This window comes from Pseudolactococcus laudensis, from assembly GCF_013449735.1.
Taxonomy (GTDB): domain Bacteria; phylum Bacillota; class Bacilli; order Lactobacillales; family Streptococcaceae; genus Pseudolactococcus; species Pseudolactococcus laudensis.
Map to the genome: position 1 here is coordinate 13,980 of NZ_JACBNY010000014.1, position 23,711 is coordinate 37,690.

Genomic DNA, 23,711 nt, shown 5'->3' on the forward strand with positions numbered 1-23,711 from the left:
TCACTTTATCGGATGTCGAATAATCGTCTTCAATTTTTCAGGTGCTGTTCTTCTCGGATCGTTTAAATAAATCTCATGATGCCTTCTTATATTAGAGATATCAACTGTATAACCGGAAGATTTAATAAACTCATCCAAGCATTTAATGGTATCAGGTTCATTATCATAGTTTCCTATATGCAGGATTTGAGCACACAATCCTTCTGAAAATGTTACCAAACTTGCTCGCGATATCTCTAAGTCAGATTTCTTTTCACTCACTACTAAAAGAGCATGGTTAAAAACTTCTTGAGTGACAAAATCGGGTTGTCTAATCATAGCACGCCAATTAAACTGATTTTTATTTAGTGTCATACCAATTTGCTTGTCATCATTTTCTAACCACCACAATCCTTCAAGTGGTGGGACGACGTAATCAAAATAACCATTAGGCACATATTGATGCTTTGGACTCATCTTGATCGCATAAGACAAAGCATATAAGAGTTCAATCGCTTGTTGATAGTCAGCACTCGTATTGGGGTCTCCCTTGCCGTCCACTTTAATAAACTGACTAGGTGATAGTTCAATGATAGCAGGTTTTATCTTGGCTTGGTAGCCTGCTCTAGGGTGTTTTTTAAAGTCAACTTTTTGGCTAGTCATTAGTCTCCTTCCTTATTTGAACACTATCCCTTATCGATTGGCCTTGATTTGTTTTTTCAATTTCTTCATTGCCCAATCATAGTGGCTTGAAGTTGCTGAAATAAAATAGGCGCCTAATGAACTCGTACCTGTCCAAGAAAAATATTGCTTGGTAAATAGTTCAGCATTTGAAAACGTATTGGCTAAAGACATGACTTCGGAATGACTGGTGTTTAACATATTTTTAGCATCTTCAAGTGAAGTTGTTTGATGTTTTTCCAAAAACGCTTGATTCATTTGTGCATAGTTTTTCCAATTATAAGGTGCTGGCAGAAAAGGTTCCGCATTGCCTTTTTGATTGGCACCAACCCAGTTTAATAGTAACTGATGCCATTCATATAAATGAATCAAAACATCTCTTAAATTCTGGTCACGTTGCCAATGAGCCTCTGTCATTTTTTCTGTCACTTCAAAATTAAACACTTGTGTTTCATCCGGTAATGTTTGGATCACATGTTCTAATTTTAAGTAACCTGTCTTGCCCGCCTCGATTAAATCTGTTTTAATTGTCGGTCTACTCATGGTAATTTTCCCCCATTAATTAATAATTGTGATCAGCTCTTGTTTCAAGTCAAGCGGTTCAATTATTTTCACTGCTTGTCCAAGTGATAGGATATAGCCATACAGCCAGTCTGTTTTTGGGAACATTCCCTCAACTAACAATGTCTTATCCGAATATTTTTGGATAGAATCTATTGGAAAATCGTCATAAATTCGATACCCTATCTGATATGTCATATTTAAAATTATTTTCTTGTTCTCTTTATTCTAAGTATAGTATGAAGAAAAATACCTGTCAACAAAAAAACTACCTTGCGATAGTTTTTATCCTAAGATTATATACCAAAGAAATCAGCAGCAATTTGTTGGCCTTGGTCAATTTTTGCCCACTGCTGATTTTCAGTTAAGGCATTGCCATTATCACATGACGCAAAACCACATTGATGAGATAAAAAGAGTCTGTCTTGTGGAATGATTTGACTTGCTTTTTCAAGTAGGTCCAAAACACGTGCCTCATCATCTAAGGTTGCAGTTTTACTAGAAAGTAAGCCTAACACAACTTCGGTCTCAGTGCGGTCTTTGAACACGTCGAGTGCAGAAAGATTCCCCGCTCGCTCATCATCCCACTCTAAAAAGAAACGGTCATACTTCTGCTGTCCTAAGAAAAGATTAGCAATCGTCTCATAAGAGCCACCTCCCATGTTCCGAGAATCATAATTGCCACGGCAATTATGTGTCCAAACTTTGAGCCCGAGGCTATGACCATAGTCGATGACGCTGTTATTGAGGTCAATGAAGGTTTGCGCGAGGTCTTGGATGCTAGTTTGGTCGATATGTCCACCAGTGAAGGGCGAGTTAGGGTTGTCGGTCGAGAACATCTCCCAGAGGCAGTCGTCGAACTGGATGATTTTGCCGCCGATTTTGGCGTAGTCACTCAAAAATTCTTGGTAAGCGTTAGCTAAATCTTGCTTGAAAACCTCAGGCTCCTGATAATAAGAATCATTAGACTGCTCAGCGTTTTGCTCACGTGAAAACGACCATTCCCCGAAGATATGTGAGGGTGACGGAATACACAGTTTGGTTGTGTGTCCCGCTGCATCTGCTTGGATCTCTTGGTAAATGTCGATGAAATGGTGGTTGTGACCGCTGAGTTTTTCATCGAAAGCTAAGGCAATATCCCGACGTGTTTCGTAGGTCTGCATTTCGTCGAAATCCCTGAAGAAGTAGCCGTGTTCTGCGATTAACCGCCGCACACCTTTGAGTCCCCAGACAAAATCTAAATGCCAGAGCGATTTTGAAAACTCACCGTCTGAAATAATGCTGAGCTTGTGGTCGATTTGTTTTTGAATGACCTCTTGAATGGCTTGTGTTTCACAAGCTTGATAACCTTCAAAATCGTTATAGAACGGATATTGAATATCATCACGTTTTTCGATTTGGCTCTTATAGTCCAGCAAGTTTTGTGGTCTTAACAAGCTGCCTACAATTTGAAATTTTTCACTCATTTTATAATTCCCCTTTTTCCTGTTTTAATTTTGGAATGACCTAATCAATCAGCCATCTCACTTATTTTTTGGATAATTTTATTATAGGGTAAAATATGTCGGTTGTATAATACTGAAATGTTGACTAGTGATATAGTTTTAGACTATATCTAAAATGAGTGATTTTTTGTTTTGATATAGTTTATGTCAATAATAAAAAACCATCTTGCGACAGTTTTTATTATCTTAATTAAAGATAATTGCTTCCAATGCTTCTGTTTTAGGTATTGACAATCCCTTTTCTAAGTTCAATCATGCGTCGTCTCATCTTTTCAATAAATGCTACTTTAGGCTGCCAGCCCTCAATCATGTTTGAACTTACTGCATAAATGTCACCATCATTAGGTCTGATTTTTGTCATAATGCTTATTTGTCGAAAAAGTCTCTTTAATTTTGTAGTGTTTCGTCTTAGCATCCGGAAACTCATACTCAGTGGGCTTAGATTGTGAAACAGGCATCTTAACAATCCGATAAAGTCTATCAAAAGATAGCTGTTCTTCCGCGCTACCATTTGCTGCATAATAACGCATCAAGGCAGTTGTAAAGTCCATTCGGTCCAATGGATTCTCAGGAATCAGTAAATAATTTTGTGTCTCTAGTGCCTTGACCGCATGATTGGCTACAATCAGTGCGGTGCGTTTATTGCCATCCTGAAACGGTTGTAATTTAGATAAACGCGCAAAGACTAGCCAAGCTGCTTTTGAAGTCTGCTCAGACATCTCAAACTCTGTCACAATCTGGTCTAAATCATCACGACTCACAACTTCCTTGGGAATATAGTGTGTTCGACCACTAGGGTCAAGGGTTATGGCAATCTGATCATCTGGATTATAATAAGCATTTCTTAAATGTCCTGGCATTGTTGGCTGTTCATTTGAATCGCCATCAAACTGCTTGTTAACAGCAATAATGCCATCAACATTAAAGCCAGTTTTTTGAATGGCTTTTATCCCTTTCAGAGCATCCTGAAAGATGACTTGGTCTGTTTGACTAGATAAATAAGTCAAATTTTCTGTTTCAAGTGCTTTTTTGGTTTGGGCAATCGTACTACCATACTCATTCAGACTACCCAAAGAGGCAATAAATCGTGCCAGTTTATCAATATTTGCCATTACTTATCCTCCTCTTATTCCGATAGTTTGTTTTCTCTATCTTACCACATTTTCACCCTTAGCTAAAAGAAAAAACCATCTTGCGATAGTTTTTTTGAGTAGCTTACGCTCCAACTTCCATATCCTTTTTCAACTGTTTCTTAGCCGTCGCCATCATCAAGCGAATGCGGTTGAGTTGGTTGACAACAGAAACAGATGGATCATAGTCTATTGGTGTGATATTAGCTCGTGGATATTGACGACGGAGTTCTTTGGTCATGCCTTTACCGACGATGTGGTTAGGCAGACAGCCAAAGGGTTGGAGACAAACGATGTTATCGACACCGTCTTGCAAGAGCTCAATCATCTCGCCAGTCAAGAACCAACCTTCGCCGGTATGATTCCCAATCGAAATAATTTTCTCTGTATCAGCAGCCAGTGCATCAATCGAATGAATCCCATCAAAGCGGCTTGACGCTTTCAAGGCTTTATTCATTGGTTTTTCAACCATTTGAATAATATTAATGAAGGCACGTGCGAAATACTTAGCTTTTTTACCCATGCCTAAATTATCTGACTTCCAAATCTGGTTATACAGTGAATAGTTCATAAAGCCAATAATATCCGGCACGACAGCTTCTGCACCTTCTGCTTCGATGATGCTCACAATATCATTATTAGCCGTTTTCGAGTATTTCACAAGAATTTCACCCACAACACCGACACGAGGTTTTTGAATGTCTCGTAATGGCGTTTCATCAAATTCTCGAATGATTTGCTTCATGTTGCGATTAAACTCAAAAATCGAACCAGTCTTCATATTATGCTTGGCTTTAGCTAACCACTTGGCATGCAAAGCATCAACCTGCCCCTTGGTAATTTCGTAAGGCCGCGTCCGATAGACAACGCGCTCAAATAAGTCACCATAAAGCGCACCAATGACTACGCGCACCATCAAAGGCACCGTCAGCTTGAAACCGTCCGACTTCTCAGTCCCCTTATTCCCCATCGACAAGGACACAACAGGCACCTGACCAAAACCTGCGTCTTTCAAAGCCTTGCGCAATAAAGGAATATAGTTGGTCGCCCGACAGCCGCCACCCGTCTGAGTCATCAAAACAGAGGTATTATCAACATCGTAGTCACCAGATTCCAGTGCATGCACCAACTGCCCGATGGAAATGATGGCAGGATAGCAAGAGTCGTTGTTAACAAACTTGAGACCAGAGTTGATGGATGATTTGTCTTCTGGCAAGAGCACCACATTGTAACCAGACTGTCTGAAAGCTTCGTCTACTAACCCCTCTTGATGAATTGGTGACAGCATTGGCATCAAGAGAGTGTGTGTCTTTTTCATCTCCTTGGTAAAGGCAGGATGATGCTCTACAATTTCTGTCATCTGTTCTTCAGACACCTCAGGCAACTGAACACGTTTATCACGTTCATTAACCGCCGCTTTAAGCGAGCGCAGACGAATTCGAACCGCACCCATATTTGAGCCTTCATCGATTTTTAAAACCGTATAAAGTTTATGGTGATGCTGCATGATTTCTTCAACTTGGTCAGTCGTCACAGCATCTAAGCCACAGCCAAAACTATTGAGCTGAACAAGTTCTAGATTTTTATTTTTCGCTACTACACGCGCTGCACCATATAAGCGTGAATGGTAAACCCACTGATTAACCACACGTAAACCACCGACTTCTGATAAGTGCGCAATCGCATCCTCAGTTAAGACATGGAAACCTTCCTGCGTGATGATATCAGCAATCCCGTGGTTAATCTCAGGATCTAAATGATAAGGCCGTCCAGAAAGGACAATCGCTTTTTCATGGTTAAGGTTAATCCGCATCATCAAATCTTCTGCTTGTTTTTGAATATCTGCCTTAAAATCATCTAGGACATCAAAACCATGTTGGACAGCTTTTTGAACATCTTCTAGACTAACATCAAATTCTGACAAGGCTAGGTAAAGATTTTTAGCCATATTATCAGGGTCAGCTAGATTGATAAAAGGATGAATGTAGCCAACCTCACCATTACGAATCTCATCAATATTATTTTTAATCACTTCTGGATAAGACTGAACAATCGGACAGTTATAATGATTTTGAGCACTAGCATCTTCCTGACGTTCGTACAAAACTGACGGATAAAAAATCGTTGGAACATCTTTTTGAATCAAGGTCATAATATGACCATGACTGAGCTTAGCTGGATAACAAACCGTATCCGAAGGAATCGTCTCAATCCCTTTTTCATACAATGCTTTATCTGATTTAGGTGATAAAACAACACGGAACCCTAAATCTGTCAGCATGGTATGCCATAAAGGATAGTTTTCATACATATTCAGGACACGTGGGATACCGATTTCGCCATGAATCGCTTTTTTCTTGCTAAGCGATTTGAATTTGAAGAGTTTTTTATACTTGTAATCAACGAGATTGACTTTTTTCTCTGCTTTATCAACCTTGATTTTCATGGCTTTTTCAGCACCACGCTCACAACGATTACCTGACACAAATTTAGAGCCATCATTAAAGACAGTCAAGGTCATCTTGCACATATTCTCACACAAACCACAAGTTGTAAATTCTTTTGTCGTTTTAAATTGCTCTAAGTCTGACAATCCCAGAATCGTAGACGGTGTCGCATCATCAGACGCATTTTCCATGGCAATTAAGGCACAACCATAGGCGCCCATCAAACCAGCGATAGACGGACGGACAACTTCGCGCCCTGAAATTTTCTCAAAAGCACGCAAGACGGCTTCATTATAGAAAGTCCCACCTTGGACGACGATTTTCTCGCCAAGGTCCTCAGGTCGTTTAACTTTAATGACCTTATACAAGGCATTTTTAATCACAGAATAAGACAAACCTGCAGAAATATCACCAACTGTCGCGCCTTCTTTTTGAACCTGCTTAACTTTAGAATTCATAAAGACCGTACATTTTGAGCCAAGATCCACAGGGTGTTCAGTCAGAAGTGCCGCTTGGGCAAAGTCTTTAACATCATAGCGCAATGATTTAGCAAATGTTTCAATGAATGAACCACAGCCCGAGCTACAAGCTTCATTGAGCTGGATACTAGATAGCGCACCATCTCGAATCGTCATGGCCTTCATATCCTGCCCACCGATATCGATGATAAAATCAACACCAGGTTGGAAAAACTCAGCAGCCTTGTAATGCGCCATCGTCTCAACTTCGCCAATATCAACTTTAATGGCTGCCTTAATCAGCTGCTCACCGTAACCTGTCACAGCTGATTTAGCGATATAAACATCCTCAGGCATCTCCTGATAAAGGTAGCTCATAACCGTCAAAACTGAATCCAGTGGGTCACCATTATTTGAACCGTAATGCTCGAACAAAATATTACCCTCATCATCAATTAAGACAACTTTAGTCGTCGTTGAGCCTGCATCAATCCCTAAGTAGGCTGCGCCATGGTGACTAGAGAGCGGTTTATGGTCTGCTGATGCCTTAGCGTGCCGACTTCGAAACTCAGCCAAAGCTGTTTCATCTTCGAAAAGAACCTCTAGCGTATCCTGTGGGATGAGGTTTTCGGACTCATCTTGTTCAAGTTTACTGATAATTTCTGTAGCTGAAAATTCTGTCGCATTTTCCTCATCAAGGGCAGCACCCATAGCGACAAAAAGTTGTGGGTGTTCTGGAAAAACAACATTTTCAGGCTTGATATCTAACGTTTCAATGAATCGTTTGCGGAGTTCACTCATAAAATAGAGCGGTCCACCTAGAAAAGCAATGTTACCTGTGATTTTACGACCTGCTGCAAGTCCTGCAACGGTTTGATTGACAACAGCTTGGAAAATACTAGCAGCTATATCTTCTTTTCTAACACCTTCATTCAGTAAGGGTTGAACATCCGTTTTGGCAAAAACACCACAACGACTGGCTATCGGATAAAGATTATCATAGTTTTTAGCTAACGCGTTAACACCCGCCGCATCTACTTTGAGTAGCTCAGCCATCTGGTCAATAAAAGCACCCGTTCCACCAGCACAGGAACCATTCATCCGCTGTTCCATGGCACCATCAAAGAAAGTCATTTTGGCATCTTCGCCACCCAATTCAATCATGACGTCAGTTTGTGGGATAAATTTTTCAATGGTCAAGGTTGAGGCAATCACTTCTTGAATAAAGGTTGCACCAATCACATCAGAAAGACCCATACCGCCCGAACCCGTGATTGAAAAGGTAAACTGTATATCACCTAGCTCAGCAATCATATCCTTGAGCACTTTAATCGTTGCTGTCTTAACATCAGAAAAATGACGTTCATAGCGGGAAAAAATCATCTCATAGTTGTCATCGAAAACGACCATTTTTACTGTTGTGGATCCAACATCAATACCTGCTTTATACATTACATCTTCATTCTTATCTAGCTCATTTTAAAAACAACAGACTGTTGCTTATCATATATATTTCAATTTTACAAGGAATTTGACTTGCGCGCAACCACTAAAATGTGCTAAACTGTTGGTAAAGCAACACTAAACAACAAAATGTTGGATAACCTTAGTGACTTTCAGAAAGAAAATGAAAACATGCCCAAAAAAGTTGATTTACGTGTCAAACGAACAAACAAATTAATTACCCAAGCCTTCATCAAATTATTACGCTCAAAAACCTTTGATAAAATAACAATCAATGATATTTCCGATGAGGCCATGATTAACCGAGCAACTTTTTACAGTCACTTCAAAGATAAATTTGATTTATTCGAGCAGATTATTGATAAATTTTTGGGTGAGTTCGCTGCAGTCCTTGACGAAGAAAATCTCGTTGAGAAAAACTCTGTCAATGTCAAAAAGATAGAGGGCTCCCTCACTAAATTCTATGAATTTGTTCAGGAAAATCCCGATTTGGCACGCATTATCGTGACACATAGTAATAAAGAAATTTTATCTGAGCGCTTATTAGCCATTTTATCAGAACGGTATTCAGAAATTTTTGATGCTTTGGATGTTCGAAATGACAATTTAAAAATTCCAACTGATTTTGTGGTTTCTTATATCACCAGCATCTTTGTCGGCACCTTGAATTGGTGGATTGGACAAAAAAATAACGAGATAACCGCAAGTGAATTTGCTACTCTCGTCATTAAATTGATTTCAAATGGTCATTTGACTGTGCTTGGGGTTAATATTAATCGAGATTAGAATGCGTTTATAAATCAAAAATGTCACCTCAGGTGTTAGGCTGTGAGGTGACATTTTTTGTTGTTGATTTAATCTATCATCAAATCTTTGATTAATTGAACAAATACTGCCGTACCAACAGGTAAACTATTGTCATCGACTTTAAATTCTGGAGAGTGATTGATATGACCATAGCCATCTTTAGCCTCACCACCACCTAGGGCAAAGAAACATCCTGGTTTAACATCTGTATAGGCTGAAAAATCTTCTCCACCCATCATATCAGGAACCTCAAAGACACCCTTTTCACCAACAACTTTAACAGCACTTTGACGGAGTGCATCCATCTCAACAGTTGAATTCACCACTGAACTATAACCATACATGAAATCAAAGTCATAGGTTGCACCGTAAGCCTCACAAATACCTTTAACAGTTTGCTCAACCATATCTCGCATTTGTGTCCGAATTTCAGGATTACGTGTTCTGATACTGGCTTTAATTGTTGCTGTATCAGGAATAACATTATTTGCATGCCCTGCTGAGAATTGTCCCCAAGAGATGAGGCCTGCGGCCAATGGTGAAATACGTCGCGCAATGATGTTATTACAGTTTGAGATGATTTCAGCACCAATGGTAATGACATCGACTGATGTTTCAGGCGCCATGGCATGCGCCCCAACACCATGGATCGTCAGATTAAGAGAATCAGATGAGGCAGTCAAAGCACCATATTTATAACCAATTGCACCTGTTGGAATCATAGGAAAAATGTGCAAACCGAATACTTGGTCTACATCATCCATGATACCAGCTTTAACAAATTCAACTGCACCACCAGGTGGCAATTCTTCTGCTGGTTGGAATAAGAATTTAATCGTTCCCGAAATCTCTGCCTGCATAGGTGCCAACATTTTAATTGCACCTAAAAGCATTGATGTATGTGTATCATGACCAAAAGCATGCATGACACCATCATTTTGCGAGATAAAATCAACGTCTGTTTCTTCTTGAATTGGAAAGCATCAATGTCTGCACGTAGAGCAATTGTCTTGCCTGGCTTGCCACCTTTTAAGATTGCGACAACACCTGTTTCAGTTGGTCGTTGCAACTCCAAATTAGGAAATGTTTCTAAAATAGAGATGATGTAGTCTGTTGTTTTATATTCTTGGAATGATAACTCTGGATGTGCGTGCAGATAGTGACGCCAAGTTAAGATATCTTGCACAGGAACTTGAGCGAGTAAAGATTCAGTAGTCATTAAAATTCTCCTTAGTTATTATGTGGCTTATGAAGTCAAGCCTATCTCAATTTGATATTAGAATGCTAAGTATTCCTTTAAGCATTCTTTTTTAGTAGCACTTCGTGGTACAAGTAGTTGTTTGCTTATAGTTCCTGTTCGAGTAATTCCTCAGCCTCAGTCATGACTGGTTCTGCATCAATCGGCGTATAGTGTTTAGGCACGAAACGAATTGCAAGTGCAAAAAGTAAGCCAACAATTAAAAATGATGTGAAAACACTAGCATAGCCACCTGTTTTTTCGACTAGAAAGCCAATCGAGTAGGGTGCAATAAAACCTCCTAAGATACCTCCCATTGCCACACAAGCATAGATCGGCGCAAATTCAGTAGGTCTGAATCGTTTCAAAGGTAGACTCAAAAGTGTCGTGAAGGCAATCGCATATGATAAATCACCAATCGCAAAACAAATCGTCATCGGTATCATATTAATAGCACCACCATGTGGGATATGAAAAGCCGTAAAAAGAGCAACTGACCCCAAAATCGCAAAAACAGTGATGACATCGCGTTCTTTATCTGCAAAAAACTTACCGACAATATAACTCCCACCCAGCGCGCCAATCAAAAAGAACGCACCAGCAACAGAAGTCATCTTACCTTGCTGTGTCAGTGTAAACCCAACCTCGTCACTTGTTAAAAACGAAGGTGTCCAGTTAATCACGCCATACATGACTGAATTAACGAAAAAATCACAGATAAGCAAAAGCCAGACGATTTTATTAGATAATATTTTACCAAGTGAAACTTTATTAGCATTTTTTCTATCTGAATTTGTCTTCTGTACATTGCCAGAATTTGGAATGACAACAACTAGAATCAAACCAATCACTAAAGCAATAACTGTCAAGATGATATAAGTTTGTTTATAGCCCAAATTTTGCACAGCTGGTGAAACAAATATCGGTCCTAAAATACTCGCAATACCAGATGACGAAAGTAAAATACCATTGGCAAATGTTCTCTGAGTGACGGGTACATTGGCTTGCACTTCTTTACTAACACTCTGAGCGTAACCTGAATGAGCAAGTGCTCCAGATAAAAAACGAATCAAAACAAAATAAATCACCGATGTACCAAAACTAAAGAGTGCAGCAAATATGCCTAATGCAAAAATACTTGCTGTTAAAATTTTCTTTGAGCCAATCTTGGTATTTAGAAACCCAATCGGTACTTGCATGATAGCATAGCCTAGAAAAAAGGCACTCATGATCAGACCTTTTTGCGAAGGCGAAATACCTAAATCTTTTGACATTGGTACTAAGCTGATACTAATTGATAATTTATCAATATAAATCATCGTATAGCCTAAAAACATCGTGGCAATTAAAATAACAGTCTGTAGCCCCGTTTTACCACCTGATGATGTCCGAGTTGAACGTGTTTTAATCATATTTAAAATTTCCTTCTAACTAGAAAAGAGTGTTTGTTATATTGCGAAGATTTAACATAATCATTATTGTAACATCTTTTTATTAGAATTGGAAATATTTTTCATTAAACATATGACAAAATCAACTTATTAAAAACTCAGATTTTAATAGATTGCAAGATAAAATAACCTTTTTCTTTAGAAATCACCTCACAATTACCAAAGACTTCTGTCATTTTATTTTTGGCACTGGGCGCACCTTGTTTTTTTTGAATGACAATGGTCAATGTTCCCTGTTCATTCAAATGCTCGTAAGCGCCTGAAATGACACCATGCACAACATCTTTTCCAGCACGAATCGGTGGATTAGAGACGATATTATCAAAACGACCTGAAACATTGGTATAGAGATTGGACTGGAAGATATCTGCTGTCACACCATTTTTTACGGCATTTTTCTCTGCAAGTGCTAGAGCTCGCAAGTTGACATCTATTAATGTGGCGGTCACGCCTTGTACTTTCGCTAAGCTCAATCCCATTGGTCCATAACCGCAACCAACATCTAAAAGGGTAGAGTTTTCTGGAAAATGGACGGCATTCAAGAGAACCTGGCTACCAAAATCAATGGCTTTTTTACTAAAAACACCGGCATCGGTCGTGAAGGTCATTTTTTGACCAAGCAAGACGGTTTCCAGTTCGTGTAGGTCGTGCGCGGCATCTGGATTTTCATCATAATACATTTTTTGGAATTTTTCAGACATGTGTTTTAGCAAGCTCCCGTGATTTGACGTCTACTGCAATTAGCGAAGTGACCAGTTCATAACCATCTTGTGAAAAATGAACACCGTCTGGACCAACGAATTCATCAGAACCTGGGTAAATCGTCATGGCATGGTTAAGATCGACGATTTTGGCACCAGTTTCCTCAGCAACGGTTTTGGCAGCTGCAACATACTGTGCGACATTTGCATTGCTGCGACCAGGCATTTCATGCGTTTGGGCAATGGCTACTTCATTCACGTAAGACGGTGTTAAAATCGATGTTTTATCAGCACCCAAGGCAGTGACAAATGTGGTTAGATTATTAATAAAATCGACAACTGAAACATCATGGTGTTCAGCCGCATCATTAGCTCCAAAGAAAATATAATTATAATCAGCTTGCGCTGCAACGACTTGGTCTAAGCGTTTCAAAGCATCAGAAGTATCTTCACCAGGCACAGCGAACAACTCGACTTGTCCGGGAAATCCCATCCGATTCAAAAAGTCTTCTGTCCAGGTTTTCATGTCAATTTTCGCTGAAATTGAATCACCAAACACTGCTACTTTCATTTTTCGTCCTCTTTTCATTTTATTTCTATCCCTATTTTAACACAGGACGATGATTTTATCTCTTTTGGATATTGAGAACCAATTCAAGCAAATAATTCAAAGTGACTAAATGCATCAACTCCCAATTTAACAGATTTGTAAGCGTATTCTGGTAAATCAAATCTTATTGTGGTAAAATTATTTTTATGGAAACTGAACTGATTAATTATGAAAAAATAACCCGCCATATTTGGCAGAATCTCTACAAAAAAACGATACCACCTCTGACTGAAACAGAGCTTGATAACATCAAGTCAATCAATGACGAAATCAGCGTCCAAGACGTGAATGATGTCTATTTGCCATTGGTTCAACTTATCCGTATTTACAAAAAAACGATGAGCGACCTCAGCTTTTCTAAAGGCTTATTTCTTCAGAAAATTGCTGAGAATCAACCCTTTATCATCGGCATTTCAGGCTCCGTTGCCGTTGGCAAATCAACGACAGCACGCTTGTTACAGTTGCTTTTAGCACAGTCATTTAAGACGTCAACTGTCGGTCTTGTAACAACAGATGGCTTTTTGTATCCCAACCAAATCTTGACAGAGCAAAATATCCTCCACCGAAAAGGATTTCCTGAGTCCTATGATATGGAAAGCTTAATTCGCTTTTTGTCTGAGATTAAGTCTGGCAAAGACGTCGAAATTCCAGTTTACTCACATGAAATCTACGACATTTTACCTGAAAAAACCTTAGTCAAGTCTCCGGATATTTTGATTGTAGAAGGCATCAATGTCTTTCAAAGCACCCTCAATAAACGTTTGTATATCAATGATTTCTTCGATTTTTCAATCTATGTTGATGCAACAGAAACCAATATCGAGCGTTGGTATTTAGAACGCTTTAAAACGCTGTTAGAACTCGCCAAAAAAGATAGCAACAACTACTATCACCAGTTTACAACGCTCTCCGCTGATGAAGTGCTGAAAATGGCGCGCGATACTTGGAAAAAAGTCAATCTTGTCAATCTCCGCGAATTTATCGAGCCCACACGAAGTCGCGCCGAAGTCATTTTGCACAAGGATAAACGCCACAAAGTCGATAAAATTTATTTGAAGAAATATTAAAAGGTCTGATACCCAGTATCAAACCTTTTTTCTATTGAAATATCTCACGAATTCTAACCACTTCCGCAAGGCTCAACTGACCAGGCGCACTAGTCTCACCCACCGATGCAAAGGTCCAACTACTGCCAAAACTATCACTTGCTACTCGCGTGATTTTCCCAAGTTCACCCATGGCCATGGTCACTAGCGTTACATCTGGGTGTTCTTCCGAAAAACGCAGGGTTTCAGTCATCAGCCTTAGGACATCCGATTGCTTTTGTGGCATACCTGCAAATTTAACGACTTTTGCTCCTGATGCTGCCATTTTTGATAAAACATCTGGCAGATTTTGAGGAATTTGCGTGAAATCATGGTAGGATACAATAGCGTTGTCAGGCAATGAAATGGACGGAAATCTCAAAATTTCAACATCAACGTAAGCAAATTCGGTTGAAAATTGATGAATTAATCTATCATAATCTTCTGCTGATAGGACAGGCTCAGCTTTATCTTCTGTTCGATAAGTAAAAATAATCCCTTGATTTGGAAACTGAGCCTTAATGTCTTGTGCTGCTTGCTTTAGATCAGGTATAGGCATGAAGTCTGCACGCCATTCGACCAAGTCGGCGTTAGCGTACTGGGCGGTATCGAGTTTAGCGATTTCGCTCAGGTTTTTTGGCATAATCGGAACAACTATTTTCATTTGTTATTTAACCTCTAATACGAAGACTTTGAGATAGTCAGATTGGGGGTCGCAAGAATTAGACGCAAAGTCTGCTGGTAATCTAAATTCCGCAACAATTTCAAATTTTTGAGTGCCGAATCCTTTGCTCAATTCGTCTAAAAAGTCCGAACGACTCAATCTGGCGTGATTGGTCGAGGCGATGATTTTACCGTGACGGTTTAATATTGGAAGCGCATCAGCAATAAGCTGGTGGTAATCTTTGGCGACTGAAAAGGTCATTTTTTTATTGCGAGCAAAACTTGGTGGGTCGATGACGATGAGGTCAAAACCTAGTTTTTTTCTAGCGGCATACTTCGCATACTCAAAAACGTCCATGACATGAAATTTGTGGGCATCAAGTGATAGGCCGTTGGCTTTGAAATGTGCCTCGGATAATTCTCGCGAACGTTTAGCTAAATCAACAGATGTCGTTGACTTTGCGCCTCCCATTGCCGATGCAACAGAAAAAGCTGCGGTGTAAGAAAACAAATTTAAGATATCTTTTCCGGCTGCCAAATATTCAAGTAAGGCGCCTCGTACTTCATGTTGGTCTAGGAAGATACCTGTCATGAGACCGTCATTTAGGAAAACTTGGTATTTAACACCATTTTCTAAAATGATAAATTTTTCTGGTGCCATTTTGCCGTAGATGTGGCTAGAAATCGGTAATTTGCTTTCAAAACGAACCTTTTCATAAGCGCCCAGAATTTCTGGAAAAACAGTTTGAAAAGCTGATAGAATCTCATCTTTAAGTGTGTAAATGAAAGCATTATACCAGCTGAAAAGGGCATAATCACCATAGATATCAATAGTCATGCCACCAAAACCATCACCATCTTGATTAAAAATGCGATAGGCTGTCGTTGATGCATCTTGCGCATAAGACTTGCGTTTATTTTTAGCATCTGTCAGGAGTTGGATAAAATCAGTAGATGTGACTGTCCAACCAATCCCTTTATTTTGGCGTGAAAAATAAGCCTTGCTGACAAATTGGTGCTCAAAATAGAGGTCAGCAAATCCTTCAGTATAGCTATTGCCAGGAAAATCACGCGCATCAAGCACAGCAATTCCTTGGGAAATCTTTTTAGCAGCGTATTTATTTATCGTTAATTTAGTCATTACTTTAAATTATACACAAAAATCACTTTTATTGCTATGGTTTGAGGGATGATAAGGATAGTTTTAAGATAGACAAAACATTAAAAACACCTATTTTTTCATAATTTCTGAAAATAGATGCATCAATATTTGCGAAAAAGACTAAAAAAGCGTAAAATGAAAGGAGATATTTTAGGGAGAATTTTGTCTTCCAATGAGGGTTGTACCTCTGAGGTTGACTATTAAAAGGAAACTACTAACTTGTTAAAGAAATTTTCAAACATTGTTTCGACACGGCTTGGATTTACAGCTTTTTTAGTCATTCTATTTTGGCTCAAGACTTTATTTGCATACTTTTTTAAATTTGATTTGGACTTTGACAACTCTTTTCAAATCCTTTTAGCAATCATCAATCCGATTTCAAGTTCACTTTTACTGATTGGGCTTGCACTTTATGCAAAAAATACCAAGCTTTACTATATTTTATCAATGGTCATCTATTTCGCTTTGACTGCTCTACTTTTTGCTAATTCGACCTATTTTGGTGAATTTACTGATTTCATCACAATCAATACGATGTTAGCAACTGGTAAAGTCTCTGCAGGATTAGGTGAATCTGCCCTCAACCTATTCAATCTAGGTGACCTCGTCTTTATAGCCGATTTTGTCTTGATTGGTATTTTGATGTGGCGTAAAGTCATTCGGTTTGACCAGAGACCATTTAACAAACGCGCAAGCTTTGCGATTACCTCTCTTTCAGTTTTAGCCTTTACAGTCAATCTTTTTATGGCTGAAATTGACCGTCCTGAACTTTTGAGTCGTGGTTTTTCTAATACTTACGTCGTCCGCTACCTCGGTATCGTTCCCTTTACTGTTTACGACGGGATTAATACTTATAAAACGAATCAGGTCCGTAAAGAAGCCAAAGCCACTGATGTTGATGAAGTTAAGAAATACATTACAGACAATTATGCCAAGCCTAACCCCGAGACTTTCGGGATTGCTAAAGGCCGAAATGTTATCTACATTCATTTGGAAAGTTTCCAACAGTTTTTAATCAACTATAAACTGAAGGTCACAGACCCTGAAACCAAGGTCGAAAAAGACTACGAAGTGACACCGTTTCTCAATTCGCTTTTCGGCTCAAAAGAAACTTTCGCTTTTGACAACTTCTTCCACCAAGTCAAAGCTGGTAAGACATCCGATGCTGAAACCCTAATGGAAAATTCCTACTTTGGTTTGAACCAAGGCTCATTTTTCGTCAGCAATGGTGGTAAGAATACCTTCCAAGCAGCACCTGACATCCTAGGACAGGTGGGTGGTTATACCTCTGCTGTCTTCCATGGTAATGTCGGTTCATTCTGGAATCGAAATGAAACTTATAAACGCTTAGGTTATGATTACTTCTTCGATCAAACTTACTTTGACGTTGATAAATCGAATTCTTTCCAATATGGTCTACATGATAAATACATGTTTGATGATTCTATTAATTATCTGGAACATTTACAACAGCCTTTCTATACAAAATTTATCACTGTATCCAATCACTATCCTTATGTTCAATTTGACGGTGATGAATCAGGTTTCCCATTGGCTAATACCAAGGATGAAACAATTAATGGTTATTTTGCAACAGCTAACTATCTAGACTCTGCTGTTAAAGAATTCTTTGATTATCTCAAAGCATCTGGTGTTTATAAGAACTCTGTTATCGTACTTTATGGTGACCACTACGGAATTTCAAACTCTCGAAACCCTGACCTGGCTGAATTATTAGGTAAGGACAAGGAAACTTGGTCCAACTATGATAATGCCATGCTCCAACGCGTTCCTTATATGATTGTCGTGCCTGGTATGGATAAAGGTCATGTTAATCACACTTATGGTGGTGAGCTTGACAATCTCCCAACGCTGCTGCATCTCCTTGGCATTGATAGTAGTAAGTATCCTGAACTTGGGCAAGATTTACTGAGTCCAGACCATCGCAACTTACTCGCGATGCGAGCAACCGATAACTGGGTTTCTCCGACATTGACCAACTACTCTGGTAGAATTTATAAAACGCAGACGGGAGAAGAAATTACCAATCCTGACCCGACTACCAAAAATGAAATTGATACGAATAATAAGAAGACTGAAGAATTACTGAAGATTTCAGATGCGATTACGACGGGGGATTTGATTCGTTTCTGGCCAAATGATGGTCTCAAAACTATCGATCCAAATGATTATTCTTATGTCAAAGGCTTGCAGAAGGCTAAGGCTATTGAGAAGAAACTGGGAGATAAATCGACTTCTATCTACTCTCTAAATGGTGGTAAGTCGACGAAAGACCTCTGGAAAACTGAGACTTTCAAAGAGTTACATCCTGAACTTGCGACAGAAAATTCAAGTGAGTCATCTAGTAGTTCAAGTAAAAAATAATAACAAAAATAGATTAGCTGATTTGAGCTAATCTATTTTTTGTTATTGCATGTCATGACTACTGTAGTAACCAGCCACCGTCTACTGAAATTAATTGACCAGTTATGTAATTGGCCTCAGAGCTAGCCAAAAAAACTGCTTGATGCGCAATGTCATCACCTGTACCACGTTTGGATAAGGGTAAGCGGTCAACTAAGGCTTGGTAAACTGCTGGGTCACTATATTTTTCTCTTGTCATATCGGTATCAATACTACCTGGTAAAATCGCACTGACACGAATGCCTTGTTTGCCTAAATTTTTGGCAAGGTTTTTCGTTGCTTTATTCAGTCCTGCCTTACTGACACCATAGATGAGATTACGTTCTTCATCAAATTTAGAGGCAATTGAGCTAATATTGATAATACTACCAAAATCATCTTGTTTGGATACGAATTGGGCAGCGAAAGCTTGCGATAATAAGATAGGTGCAAGCAAATTGACTTGCAGCACACGTTGGCTATCACTCAAGTTAATATCTGCTAGACTGGCAGTAGCGGATATACCTGCGTTGTTAACTAATATATCGACTGGTTCTCCACCCAATAGGTCTTCTACTTGATTAAAAACTGCTCTAGCATCTGTCAGAACAGCCAAATCTAAAATCAAGCCTTTAACTGACTGGATGCCATTAGTCTGAAACTGTGACAAAGCTTGAGTTAGCGTGTCCTCACGAGTTGCTGTAATTACAACCTTGGCACCTTTAGCTGCAAAACGACTGGCAATGGCAAAGCCAATGCCGCGAGAGCCACCAGTAACAAGGACATTTTTGCCTTTAAAGTCTTGACTCATAATACCACTCCTTTCTGCGATTTCACTTTCTGAAATCTTGAAACTCGACCTACACTAACACGCCAACCAAGCAAGGTCAATTGCAAGTTTAAGCTCGTACAAAGTCCCCTAATATTCTCGCCAAAAACTGTTGTGTCCGCTCTTCTTTTGGAAACTCGAAGATTTCTTCTGGCCGACCTTGTTCAACAATTACGCCACCGTCCATAAAGACAACTTCGCTTGCTACTTCTTTAGCAAAGCCCATTTCATGCGTTACAACAACCATGGTTTTTCCGGCTTTAGCTAGAGATTTCATAATTGCTAAAACATCACCAACAAGTTCTGGGTCAAGCGCACTCGTTGGCTCATCAAACAATAGCACTTTAGGTTCGGCTGCGATAGCGCGTGCAATACCGACACGTTGCTGCTGCCCACCAGACAACTGGCTCGGATAATGATGCGCAAACTCACGCAAACCAACTTTTTCTAGCACATCCTGAGCAATCGTTTTAGCCGCATTTTTGGATAACCCTAGACCATAAATCAACCCTTCTGTGATATTTTGTTCAGCCGTTTTATTCGCAAACAAATTATAATTTTGAAAGACAAAGCCAGTATGTTTACGAATACCTTGAATATCTTGCTTTGTCGCATTGGCAATCTCAATCGTCTCACCGTCTAGCTCAATTGAGCCTGAATCCGCTGGCTCTAAAAAATTAATACTACGTAAAAGGGTCGTCTTCCCCGATCCCGAAGGGCCCAAAATTACGACCACATCGCCTTGGTTGACAGTTAAATCAATCCCTCTCAAGACCTCATGACTGCCAAATTGCTTGTGCAAGTTACGGATGTTCAGCATATAAAACTCCTTTCTCTAGCTTATCTTTCTCAACGCTCTGACGCGTCACTTTTTTCGGTAAAATGCGTCTGTCTAGGGCGACATAGTCGGCTAACTTTTTGAAAACGAACTGAATCCCAGTACACACCAAAATGTAGATAGCGAAGATGACCAGATAGCTTTCGGCATAATTATAGCCATAACTGGCCTGAATTTTGGCAATAGCGGTGATATCTTTTACAGTCATGACAAAAACAAGCGAGGTTGCTTTAACTAGCGTAATCGCGAGATTACACAAGTTTGGCAAGCTTGAAACCAAGGCTTGCGGTAAAATAATCCGAGCGTAAATATGAAAGCTTGATAGATTAGCCACCTTGCCTGCCTCAAACTGTCCACCGTCAACGGCGAGTAAGGCCGAGCGAAAAATTTCAGCGACTGCTGCAATGGCAACAAGTAGAAAAACGGTACAGGCGTAAAATAAGGGGTTGACCTTAAAGATGTCAACTGCGATATCATGTGCTTTAAAAAAAGCATTAAGAAAACTTGGCACAAAGCTGTAAAAAAGTAGAATCAAAAGAATCAAAGGTGTACCACGAATAATCAACGTATATAGTCTAGCCAATTGACTAAGGACGGGTATTTTTTTGAGCCGTGCAATTGCTAGCAATAATCCAAAAGGTAGTGCTGCAATCAAGGCGAAAAAGGTGATGAAAAGTGTCGTTGGAACACCTTTTAAACTTTCGATAAAGGTTGCGATTAAATAATCAATAGCCATTACGTTTCTCCCTCCAATCTTTGCCCTTTATGTCGACTCAATATTTTTTCAAGTTGTAGACTACCACCTTCTATCAAAAGCGCCACTACCCAGTAAACTATGGTTACTGCAACATAAGTCTCTAAGCCAAAATTCCCTAAATTTCTAGAAATGATATTCTGAGCCTGCCCCATAATATCAACATAGCCAATCATATAAGCCAGTGAGCCTTCTTTTAATAAGGTCAACAAATTATTGGCGATATTGGGTAACGCAATGACAAGAGCTTGAGGTAATATGATTCTAAAAAACGTTCTGGTCTCAGATAAACCACTCACCAAACCTGCCTCAGTTTGACCTTTAGGAACAGCCAGATAGGCGGCCTCAAAAGTCACTGCGATATTGGCTGAAAACAAGAGAACAAGCGCACTGATAACGAAAACACTTTTGGGCCAACCGTTGATATCTACCAAAAAGATAGTCTCAATTAGTTTTGGAAAGGCATAGAAGACCAAAAAAATGAGAACAATCGGTGGGGTACAGCGCATCGCCGAGATATAATATTGTGCTATTTTATACTTGACACTCCCTGTTTGTAAATGCCATTTTGCTAGAATAGCACCTAGGATTGCTCCCAAAAGTGCAGTTAAAACAACAATTTCTAGTGTTTTTGGAAATTTTGAGAGAATATCCGGTAAAACTGACCAGACGCGCTCTAGATGAAATGGAATCATAATATTTACCTCACCTCATACATCAGTAACCTAGTCCTTCAAGTACGAAAAGACATCCTCACCGAAATATTTCTTAGACAATTTTGTTAACGTCCCATCAGCCTCGAGTTCTTTTATCACTTTGTCGTAAGCTTTGGCGAAAGACTCATTTGTTGCATTTTTATGGATGATTGGATAAGTTGGAATCCCTTTATAAGGCACGTAAGACAGTTTGCTTGCATAGTCATGGTAAGGCCCGTCAGCTGCAAGTACTGAGTTGTCAAAGCTTAGTTTAATGTCGAAGAATCCATCGTAACGGCCTTCTAACAGCCAAGCGTAGGCATCACTAATTGTAAATTGATCGGCGGCATCTAATTTAATCGGGGTCTTAGGATTGGCAGCATTGAAATCTTCAATGACCTTATATTGGGCATTTTGTGGGCTGATAGGAATGAGTTTACCGTTTTGTTTCGCAAAATCTTCAAGATTGCTATATTTGGCTTTATCTGCTGTCCGATAAGTCAAGCCGATGACAGATGCCGCGATTTTTTCTTCTGGAATAATGAATTTCTGCTCACGTTCTGGTGTTTTCCAAGCACCCTTAGTACCGATATCGTATTTGCCAGATTCCAAACCAATCAACAAATCTTCATCACTTGTTGGGTTATAATTGAATTTATAATCTGGCAGTTTTTCGTCCACCGCTTTTAAAACTTGAACTTCAAAGCCATCTGATTCGCCCTTGTCATTCACAAAGTCATAGGGTTTATAACTTTGCGTGTGTGCGACTTGAAGGACTTTTTCGACTTTCGCTTTCGCACCGGTAGTTGGTATTTTTTTACTTTGTGTTGTTCTGACAGCAACAATTGCACCAGCAACAACCACAACTGCTGCACCAATTAGGACTTTTTTATTTTTATAGAATTGTGTCATAGATTATCTCCTTCAAAATGTCGGGGGGACTGTTTTGGTGTATCAATTTTTTCACGACGAGTAATCGCAGCATGAATGATGAAATAGATTTAAACGACAGAGGTCGTGCATACTTTTTATCCATCTTACTAACATCAAAGGGCCGAAACTCATTTTTAATATGATTGATATTGAATTTAAACGGTAATTGGTTGTCTGAATGCGGCTTTTCTTGCAGCTTCCAAATGTTTCAGGTCAATGTCACGTGGAACTGTGCAGTCAGCACCGATTAAGAAACGGGTATCATCGCCAAAAGCATTGATAATCTCTTGGGTTGCTACCGCAATATCATCTGTTGTACCTCGATAAAGGACGTCTTTTGTCGTATTGCCAAAACCACCTAATAGCACTTGATTCGGGAATATCTCTCGGCCTTGTGATAAGGGAACACCTTCAACAGCTGTCGCCCAATTAATAATGTCTGCGGGATAGTTTGCAAAATCTGTTAAGCGATTACTAGCGCCTTCATAACCACAAATATGTAAAATGTTAGTGCCACCTGCTGCTTTAGCTGCTTTTAGGACAGCAACATCACTCGGTTTGATAAATTGATTAAAGATAGTTTGATCACTTGTGCTTTGGATGTTCTGTGTACTATAATAAATCCCGTCAGCACTACCTTGCTTGATAACCTTTGCTACTAAAGTAGCGATGTCATGGCTCACAATATCAAAGATATGAGCAATAGCCTGCTCACTATGTGTATTGACAAAGTTAACTAACTGGTTGTCACCGCCCAAGGCGATTTTTAAGTAGGTTGCGGGGGCAAAAATATTGTAGAAAGAGAAAATATCTTCGCTAAATTGCGCATGTTGCGCTTTGACTAGTGCAACTTGCTCTGTTATCCAAATATGGTCATGTCCGATTGATGTGACTGCTAACAACTCAGCATCGCTAGCTGTGCGCCATTTTGAGGCATTTGGATAGTGAAAATAACCGTCGCTCATCAGTTTGATAAAATCTGGCTTAAAGTCTGAGATGAACTTTTGATGTCCCGTTACATTTTCAGCGATTAAATCAGCTTGACTAGTAGCTTCGTCTAATTCATCTTTGAAAAAGTGGTACCAAAAACCTGTTGGAATTCGGTCAACTGCTTGACCATCTAAAATGGCTTGAAATCTTGCTCTCTTTTCTGACATTGTCAAATCCTCCTAAAATATGGTGTTGTTAGCTATTGCTTGTTATTATTTTAACCGCCAATACTCATCTTAGACTTTCTTTTTTTCAATTTCGGTATTAATATTTTTTAATGCCTTTTATTTATTTGACAATTTCATCTCAATTCTTTATCTGTTGACAA

At 39.3% G+C, this 23,711-nt stretch carries 23 protein-coding genes; 3 read left to right on the forward strand and 20 right to left on the reverse strand.

The genetic code is table 11. The annotated features are described in order from the left end of the window. The 7 genes from HZR21_RS07945 to HZR21_RS07975 all read right to left on the reverse strand — a co-directional run bounded on the left by HZR21_RS07945 (position 1) and on the right by HZR21_RS07975 (position 8,213). Positions 1 to 642, reverse strand: a complete 642-nt coding sequence (locus HZR21_RS07945; RefSeq protein WP_180747189.1) for a GyrI-like domain-containing protein — start codon at positions 640 to 642, stop codon at positions 1 to 3. A gap of 30 nt (positions 643 to 672) precedes the next feature. Next, positions 673 to 1,203, reverse strand: coding sequence for a ClbS/DfsB family four-helix bundle protein (locus tag HZR21_RS07950; RefSeq protein WP_180747190.1), 531 nt, complete (start codon positions 1,201 to 1,203; stop codon positions 673 to 675). A gap of 15 nt (positions 1,204 to 1,218) precedes the next feature. Beyond that, positions 1,219 to 1,419, reverse strand: a complete 201-nt coding sequence (locus tag HZR21_RS07955; RefSeq protein ID WP_180747191.1) for a WCX domain-containing protein — start codon at positions 1,417 to 1,419, stop codon at positions 1,219 to 1,221. A 98-nt stretch (positions 1,420 to 1,517) separates the two neighbouring features. After that, positions 1,518 to 2,687, reverse strand: a complete 1,170-nt coding sequence (locus HZR21_RS07960; RefSeq protein WP_180747192.1) for a cobalamin-independent methionine synthase II family protein — start codon at positions 2,685 to 2,687, stop codon at positions 1,518 to 1,520. 259 nt (positions 2,688 to 2,946) lie between these two features. Continuing rightward, entirely contained in the window at positions 2,947 to 3,087 is a 141-nt protein-coding gene (locus HZR21_RS07965; protein WP_180747193.1) for a hypothetical protein, read from the reverse strand. Beyond that, positions 3,068 to 3,838: a Fic family protein gene (locus HZR21_RS07970; protein WP_180747194.1), complete on the reverse strand. Its 771-nt coding sequence runs from the start codon at positions 3,836 to 3,838 to the stop codon at positions 3,068 to 3,070. The genes HZR21_RS07965 and HZR21_RS07970 overlap by 20 nt, the downstream gene beginning before the upstream one ends. A gap of 103 nt (positions 3,839 to 3,941) precedes the next feature. Then, positions 3,942 to 8,213, reverse strand: a complete 4,272-nt coding sequence (locus tag HZR21_RS07975; RefSeq protein WP_180747195.1) for a 2-hydroxyacyl-CoA dehydratase — start codon at positions 8,211 to 8,213, stop codon at positions 3,942 to 3,944. 183 nt (positions 8,214 to 8,396) lie between these two features. Between HZR21_RS07975 and HZR21_RS07980 the strand changes: the two genes are divergently transcribed. Further along, positions 8,397 to 9,011 carry a TetR/AcrR family transcriptional regulator gene (locus HZR21_RS07980; protein ID WP_180747196.1) on the forward strand — a complete coding sequence of 205 codons (615 nt, stop codon included), beginning with the start codon at positions 8,397 to 8,399 and terminating at the stop codon, positions 9,009 to 9,011. A 68-nt stretch (positions 9,012 to 9,079) separates the two neighbouring features. Here the strand turns inward: HZR21_RS07980 and HZR21_RS07985 are convergent, their stop codons facing one another. The 5 genes from HZR21_RS07985 to HZR21_RS08000 all read right to left on the reverse strand — a co-directional run bounded on the left by HZR21_RS07985 (position 9,080) and on the right by HZR21_RS08000 (position 12,992). Continuing rightward, positions 9,080 to 9,958 carry a M20 metallopeptidase family protein gene (locus HZR21_RS07985; protein WP_310592570.1) on the reverse strand — a complete coding sequence of 293 codons (879 nt, stop codon included), beginning with the start codon at positions 9,956 to 9,958 and terminating at the stop codon, positions 9,080 to 9,082. Continuing rightward, positions 9,916 to 10,251, reverse strand: a complete 336-nt coding sequence (locus HZR21_RS12050; RefSeq protein ID WP_310592569.1) for a hypothetical protein — start codon at positions 10,249 to 10,251, stop codon at positions 9,916 to 9,918. Before HZR21_RS12050 ends, HZR21_RS07985 begins: the two co-directional genes overlap by 43 nt. Positions 10,252 to 10,376: 125 nt before the next feature. Further along, the gene (locus tag HZR21_RS07990) at positions 10,377 to 11,681 is read right to left on the reverse strand and encodes an MFS transporter (protein WP_180747197.1); all 1,305 of its coding nucleotides are present in this window, start codon (positions 11,679 to 11,681) and stop codon (positions 10,377 to 10,379) included. Positions 11,682 to 11,818: 137 nt separating this feature from the next. Further along, positions 11,819 to 12,421: a class I SAM-dependent methyltransferase gene (locus tag HZR21_RS07995; protein WP_180747198.1), complete on the reverse strand. Its 603-nt coding sequence runs from the start codon at positions 12,419 to 12,421 to the stop codon at positions 11,819 to 11,821. Continuing rightward, the gene (locus HZR21_RS08000) at positions 12,414 to 12,992 is read right to left on the reverse strand and encodes a GDSL-type esterase/lipase family protein (RefSeq protein ID WP_180747199.1); all 579 of its coding nucleotides are present in this window, start codon (positions 12,990 to 12,992) and stop codon (positions 12,414 to 12,416) included. Before HZR21_RS08000 ends, HZR21_RS07995 begins: the two co-directional genes overlap by 8 nt. A 185-nt stretch (positions 12,993 to 13,177) precedes the next feature. On the opposite strand from HZR21_RS08000, the gene coaA reads away from it, so the two are divergent. After that, on the forward strand, positions 13,178 to 14,098 hold the full coding sequence (gene coaA / locus HZR21_RS08005; RefSeq protein ID WP_180747200.1) for a type I pantothenate kinase: 921 nt from the start codon (positions 13,178 to 13,180) through the stop codon (positions 14,096 to 14,098). Positions 14,099 to 14,129: 31 nt separating this feature from the next. Here coaA and HZR21_RS08010 read toward each other — a convergent pair whose 3' ends face one another. After that, positions 14,130 to 14,780 (reverse strand): type I 3-dehydroquinate dehydratase, encoded by a 651-nt coding sequence (locus HZR21_RS08010; protein ID WP_180747201.1) that lies wholly within the window; start codon positions 14,778 to 14,780, stop codon positions 14,130 to 14,132. Between the two features lie 3 nt (positions 14,781 to 14,783). Beyond that, on the reverse strand, positions 14,784 to 15,920 hold the full coding sequence (locus tag HZR21_RS08015; protein ID WP_180747202.1) for a class I SAM-dependent rRNA methyltransferase: 1,137 nt from the start codon (positions 15,918 to 15,920) through the stop codon (positions 14,784 to 14,786). Positions 15,921 to 16,160: 240 nt separating this feature from the next. On the opposite strand from HZR21_RS08015, the gene HZR21_RS08020 reads away from it, so the two are divergent. Then, positions 16,161 to 18,326, forward strand: a complete 2,166-nt coding sequence (locus tag HZR21_RS08020) for an LTA synthase family protein (protein ID WP_180747203.1) — start codon at positions 16,161 to 16,163, stop codon at positions 18,324 to 18,326. A gap of 58 nt (positions 18,327 to 18,384) precedes the next feature. On the opposite strand, the gene HZR21_RS08025 is transcribed toward HZR21_RS08020, so the two are convergent. The 6 genes from HZR21_RS08025 to HZR21_RS08050 form a co-directional block, all read right to left on the reverse strand. Further along, entirely contained in the window at positions 18,385 to 19,155 is a 771-nt protein-coding gene (locus HZR21_RS08025; protein WP_180747204.1) for an SDR family NAD(P)-dependent oxidoreductase, read from the reverse strand. A gap of 88 nt (positions 19,156 to 19,243) precedes the next feature. After that, positions 19,244 to 19,993, reverse strand: a complete 750-nt coding sequence (locus tag HZR21_RS08030) for an amino acid ABC transporter ATP-binding protein (protein ID WP_180747205.1) — start codon at positions 19,991 to 19,993, stop codon at positions 19,244 to 19,246. Continuing rightward, positions 19,977 to 20,747, reverse strand: a complete 771-nt coding sequence (locus HZR21_RS08035; RefSeq protein WP_180747206.1) for an amino acid ABC transporter permease — start codon at positions 20,745 to 20,747, stop codon at positions 19,977 to 19,979. The genes HZR21_RS08030 and HZR21_RS08035 overlap by 17 nt, the downstream gene beginning before the upstream one ends. Continuing rightward, the gene (locus HZR21_RS08040; RefSeq protein ID WP_180747207.1) at positions 20,747 to 21,460 is read right to left on the reverse strand and encodes an amino acid ABC transporter permease; all 714 of its coding nucleotides are present in this window, start codon (positions 21,458 to 21,460) and stop codon (positions 20,747 to 20,749) included. The genes HZR21_RS08035 and HZR21_RS08040 overlap by 1 nt, the downstream gene beginning before the upstream one ends. 30 nt (positions 21,461 to 21,490) lie before the next feature. Further along, the gene (locus tag HZR21_RS08045) at positions 21,491 to 22,372 is read right to left on the reverse strand and encodes a transporter substrate-binding domain-containing protein (protein ID WP_180747208.1); all 882 of its coding nucleotides are present in this window, start codon (positions 22,370 to 22,372) and stop codon (positions 21,491 to 21,493) included. Positions 22,373 to 22,548: 176 nt separating this feature from the next. Then, on the reverse strand, positions 22,549 to 23,550 hold the full coding sequence (locus HZR21_RS08050; protein ID WP_180747209.1) for a uroporphyrinogen decarboxylase family protein: 1,002 nt from the start codon (positions 23,548 to 23,550) through the stop codon (positions 22,549 to 22,551). Positions 23,551 to 23,711 lie beyond the last annotated feature (161 nt).

Coding starts and splice junctions, on each gene's coding strand:
- HZR21_RS07945 (WP_180747189.1), bottom strand. CDS start 642: ATGACTAGCCAAAAAGTTGACTTTAAAAAACACCCTAGAGCAGGCTAC.
- HZR21_RS07950 (WP_180747190.1), bottom strand. CDS start 1,203: ATGAGTAGACCGACAATTAAAACAGATTTAATCGAGGCGGGCAAGACA.
- HZR21_RS07955 (WP_180747191.1), bottom strand. CDS start 1,419: ATGACATATCAGATAGGGTATCGAATTTATGACGATTTTCCAATAGAT.
- HZR21_RS07960 (WP_180747192.1), bottom strand. CDS start 2,687: ATGAGTGAAAAATTTCAAATTGTAGGCAGCTTGTTAAGACCACAAAAC.
- HZR21_RS07965 (WP_180747193.1), bottom strand. CDS start 3,087: ATGACAAAAATCAGACCTAATGATGGTGACATTTATGCAGTAAGTTCA.
- HZR21_RS07970 (WP_180747194.1), bottom strand. CDS start 3,838: ATGGCAAATATTGATAAACTGGCACGATTTATTGCCTCTTTGGGTAGT.
- HZR21_RS07975 (WP_180747195.1), bottom strand. CDS start 8,213: ATGTATAAAGCAGGTATTGATGTTGGATCCACAACAGTAAAAATGGTC.
- HZR21_RS07980 (WP_180747196.1), top strand. CDS start 8,397: ATGCCCAAAAAAGTTGATTTACGTGTCAAACGAACAAACAAATTAATT.
- HZR21_RS07985 (WP_310592570.1), bottom strand. CDS start 9,958: ATGCATGCTTTTGGTCATGATACACATACATCAATGCTTTTAGGTGCA.
- HZR21_RS12050 (WP_310592569.1), bottom strand. CDS start 10,251: ATGACTACTGAATCTTTACTCGCTCAAGTTCCTGTGCAAGATATCTTA.
- HZR21_RS07990 (WP_180747197.1), bottom strand. CDS start 11,681: ATGATTAAAACACGTTCAACTCGGACATCATCAGGTGGTAAAACGGGG.
- HZR21_RS07995 (WP_180747198.1), bottom strand. CDS start 12,421: ATGTCTGAAAAATTCCAAAAAATGTATTATGATGAAAATCCAGATGCC.
- HZR21_RS08000 (WP_180747199.1), bottom strand. CDS start 12,992: ATGAAAGTAGCAGTGTTTGGTGATTCAATTTCAGCGAAAATTGACATG.
- coaA (WP_180747200.1), top strand. CDS start 13,178: ATGGAAACTGAACTGATTAATTATGAAAAAATAACCCGCCATATTTGG.
- HZR21_RS08010 (WP_180747201.1), bottom strand. CDS start 14,780: ATGAAAATAGTTGTTCCGATTATGCCAAAAAACCTGAGCGAAATCGCT.
- HZR21_RS08015 (WP_180747202.1), bottom strand. CDS start 15,920: ATGACTAAATTAACGATAAATAAATACGCTGCTAAAAAGATTTCCCAA.
- HZR21_RS08025 (WP_180747204.1), bottom strand. CDS start 19,155: ATGAGTCAAGACTTTAAAGGCAAAAATGTCCTTGTTACTGGTGGCTCT.
- HZR21_RS08030 (WP_180747205.1), bottom strand. CDS start 19,993: ATGCTGAACATCCGTAACTTGCACAAGCAATTTGGCAGTCATGAGGTC.
- HZR21_RS08035 (WP_180747206.1), bottom strand. CDS start 20,747: ATGGCTATTGATTATTTAATCGCAACCTTTATCGAAAGTTTAAAAGGT.
- HZR21_RS08040 (WP_180747207.1), bottom strand. CDS start 21,460: ATGATTCCATTTCATCTAGAGCGCGTCTGGTCAGTTTTACCGGATATT.
- HZR21_RS08045 (WP_180747208.1), bottom strand. CDS start 22,372: ATGACACAATTCTATAAAAATAAAAAAGTCCTAATTGGTGCAGCAGTT.
- HZR21_RS08050 (WP_180747209.1), bottom strand. CDS start 23,550: ATGTCAGAAAAGAGAGCAAGATTTCAAGCCATTTTAGATGGTCAAGCA.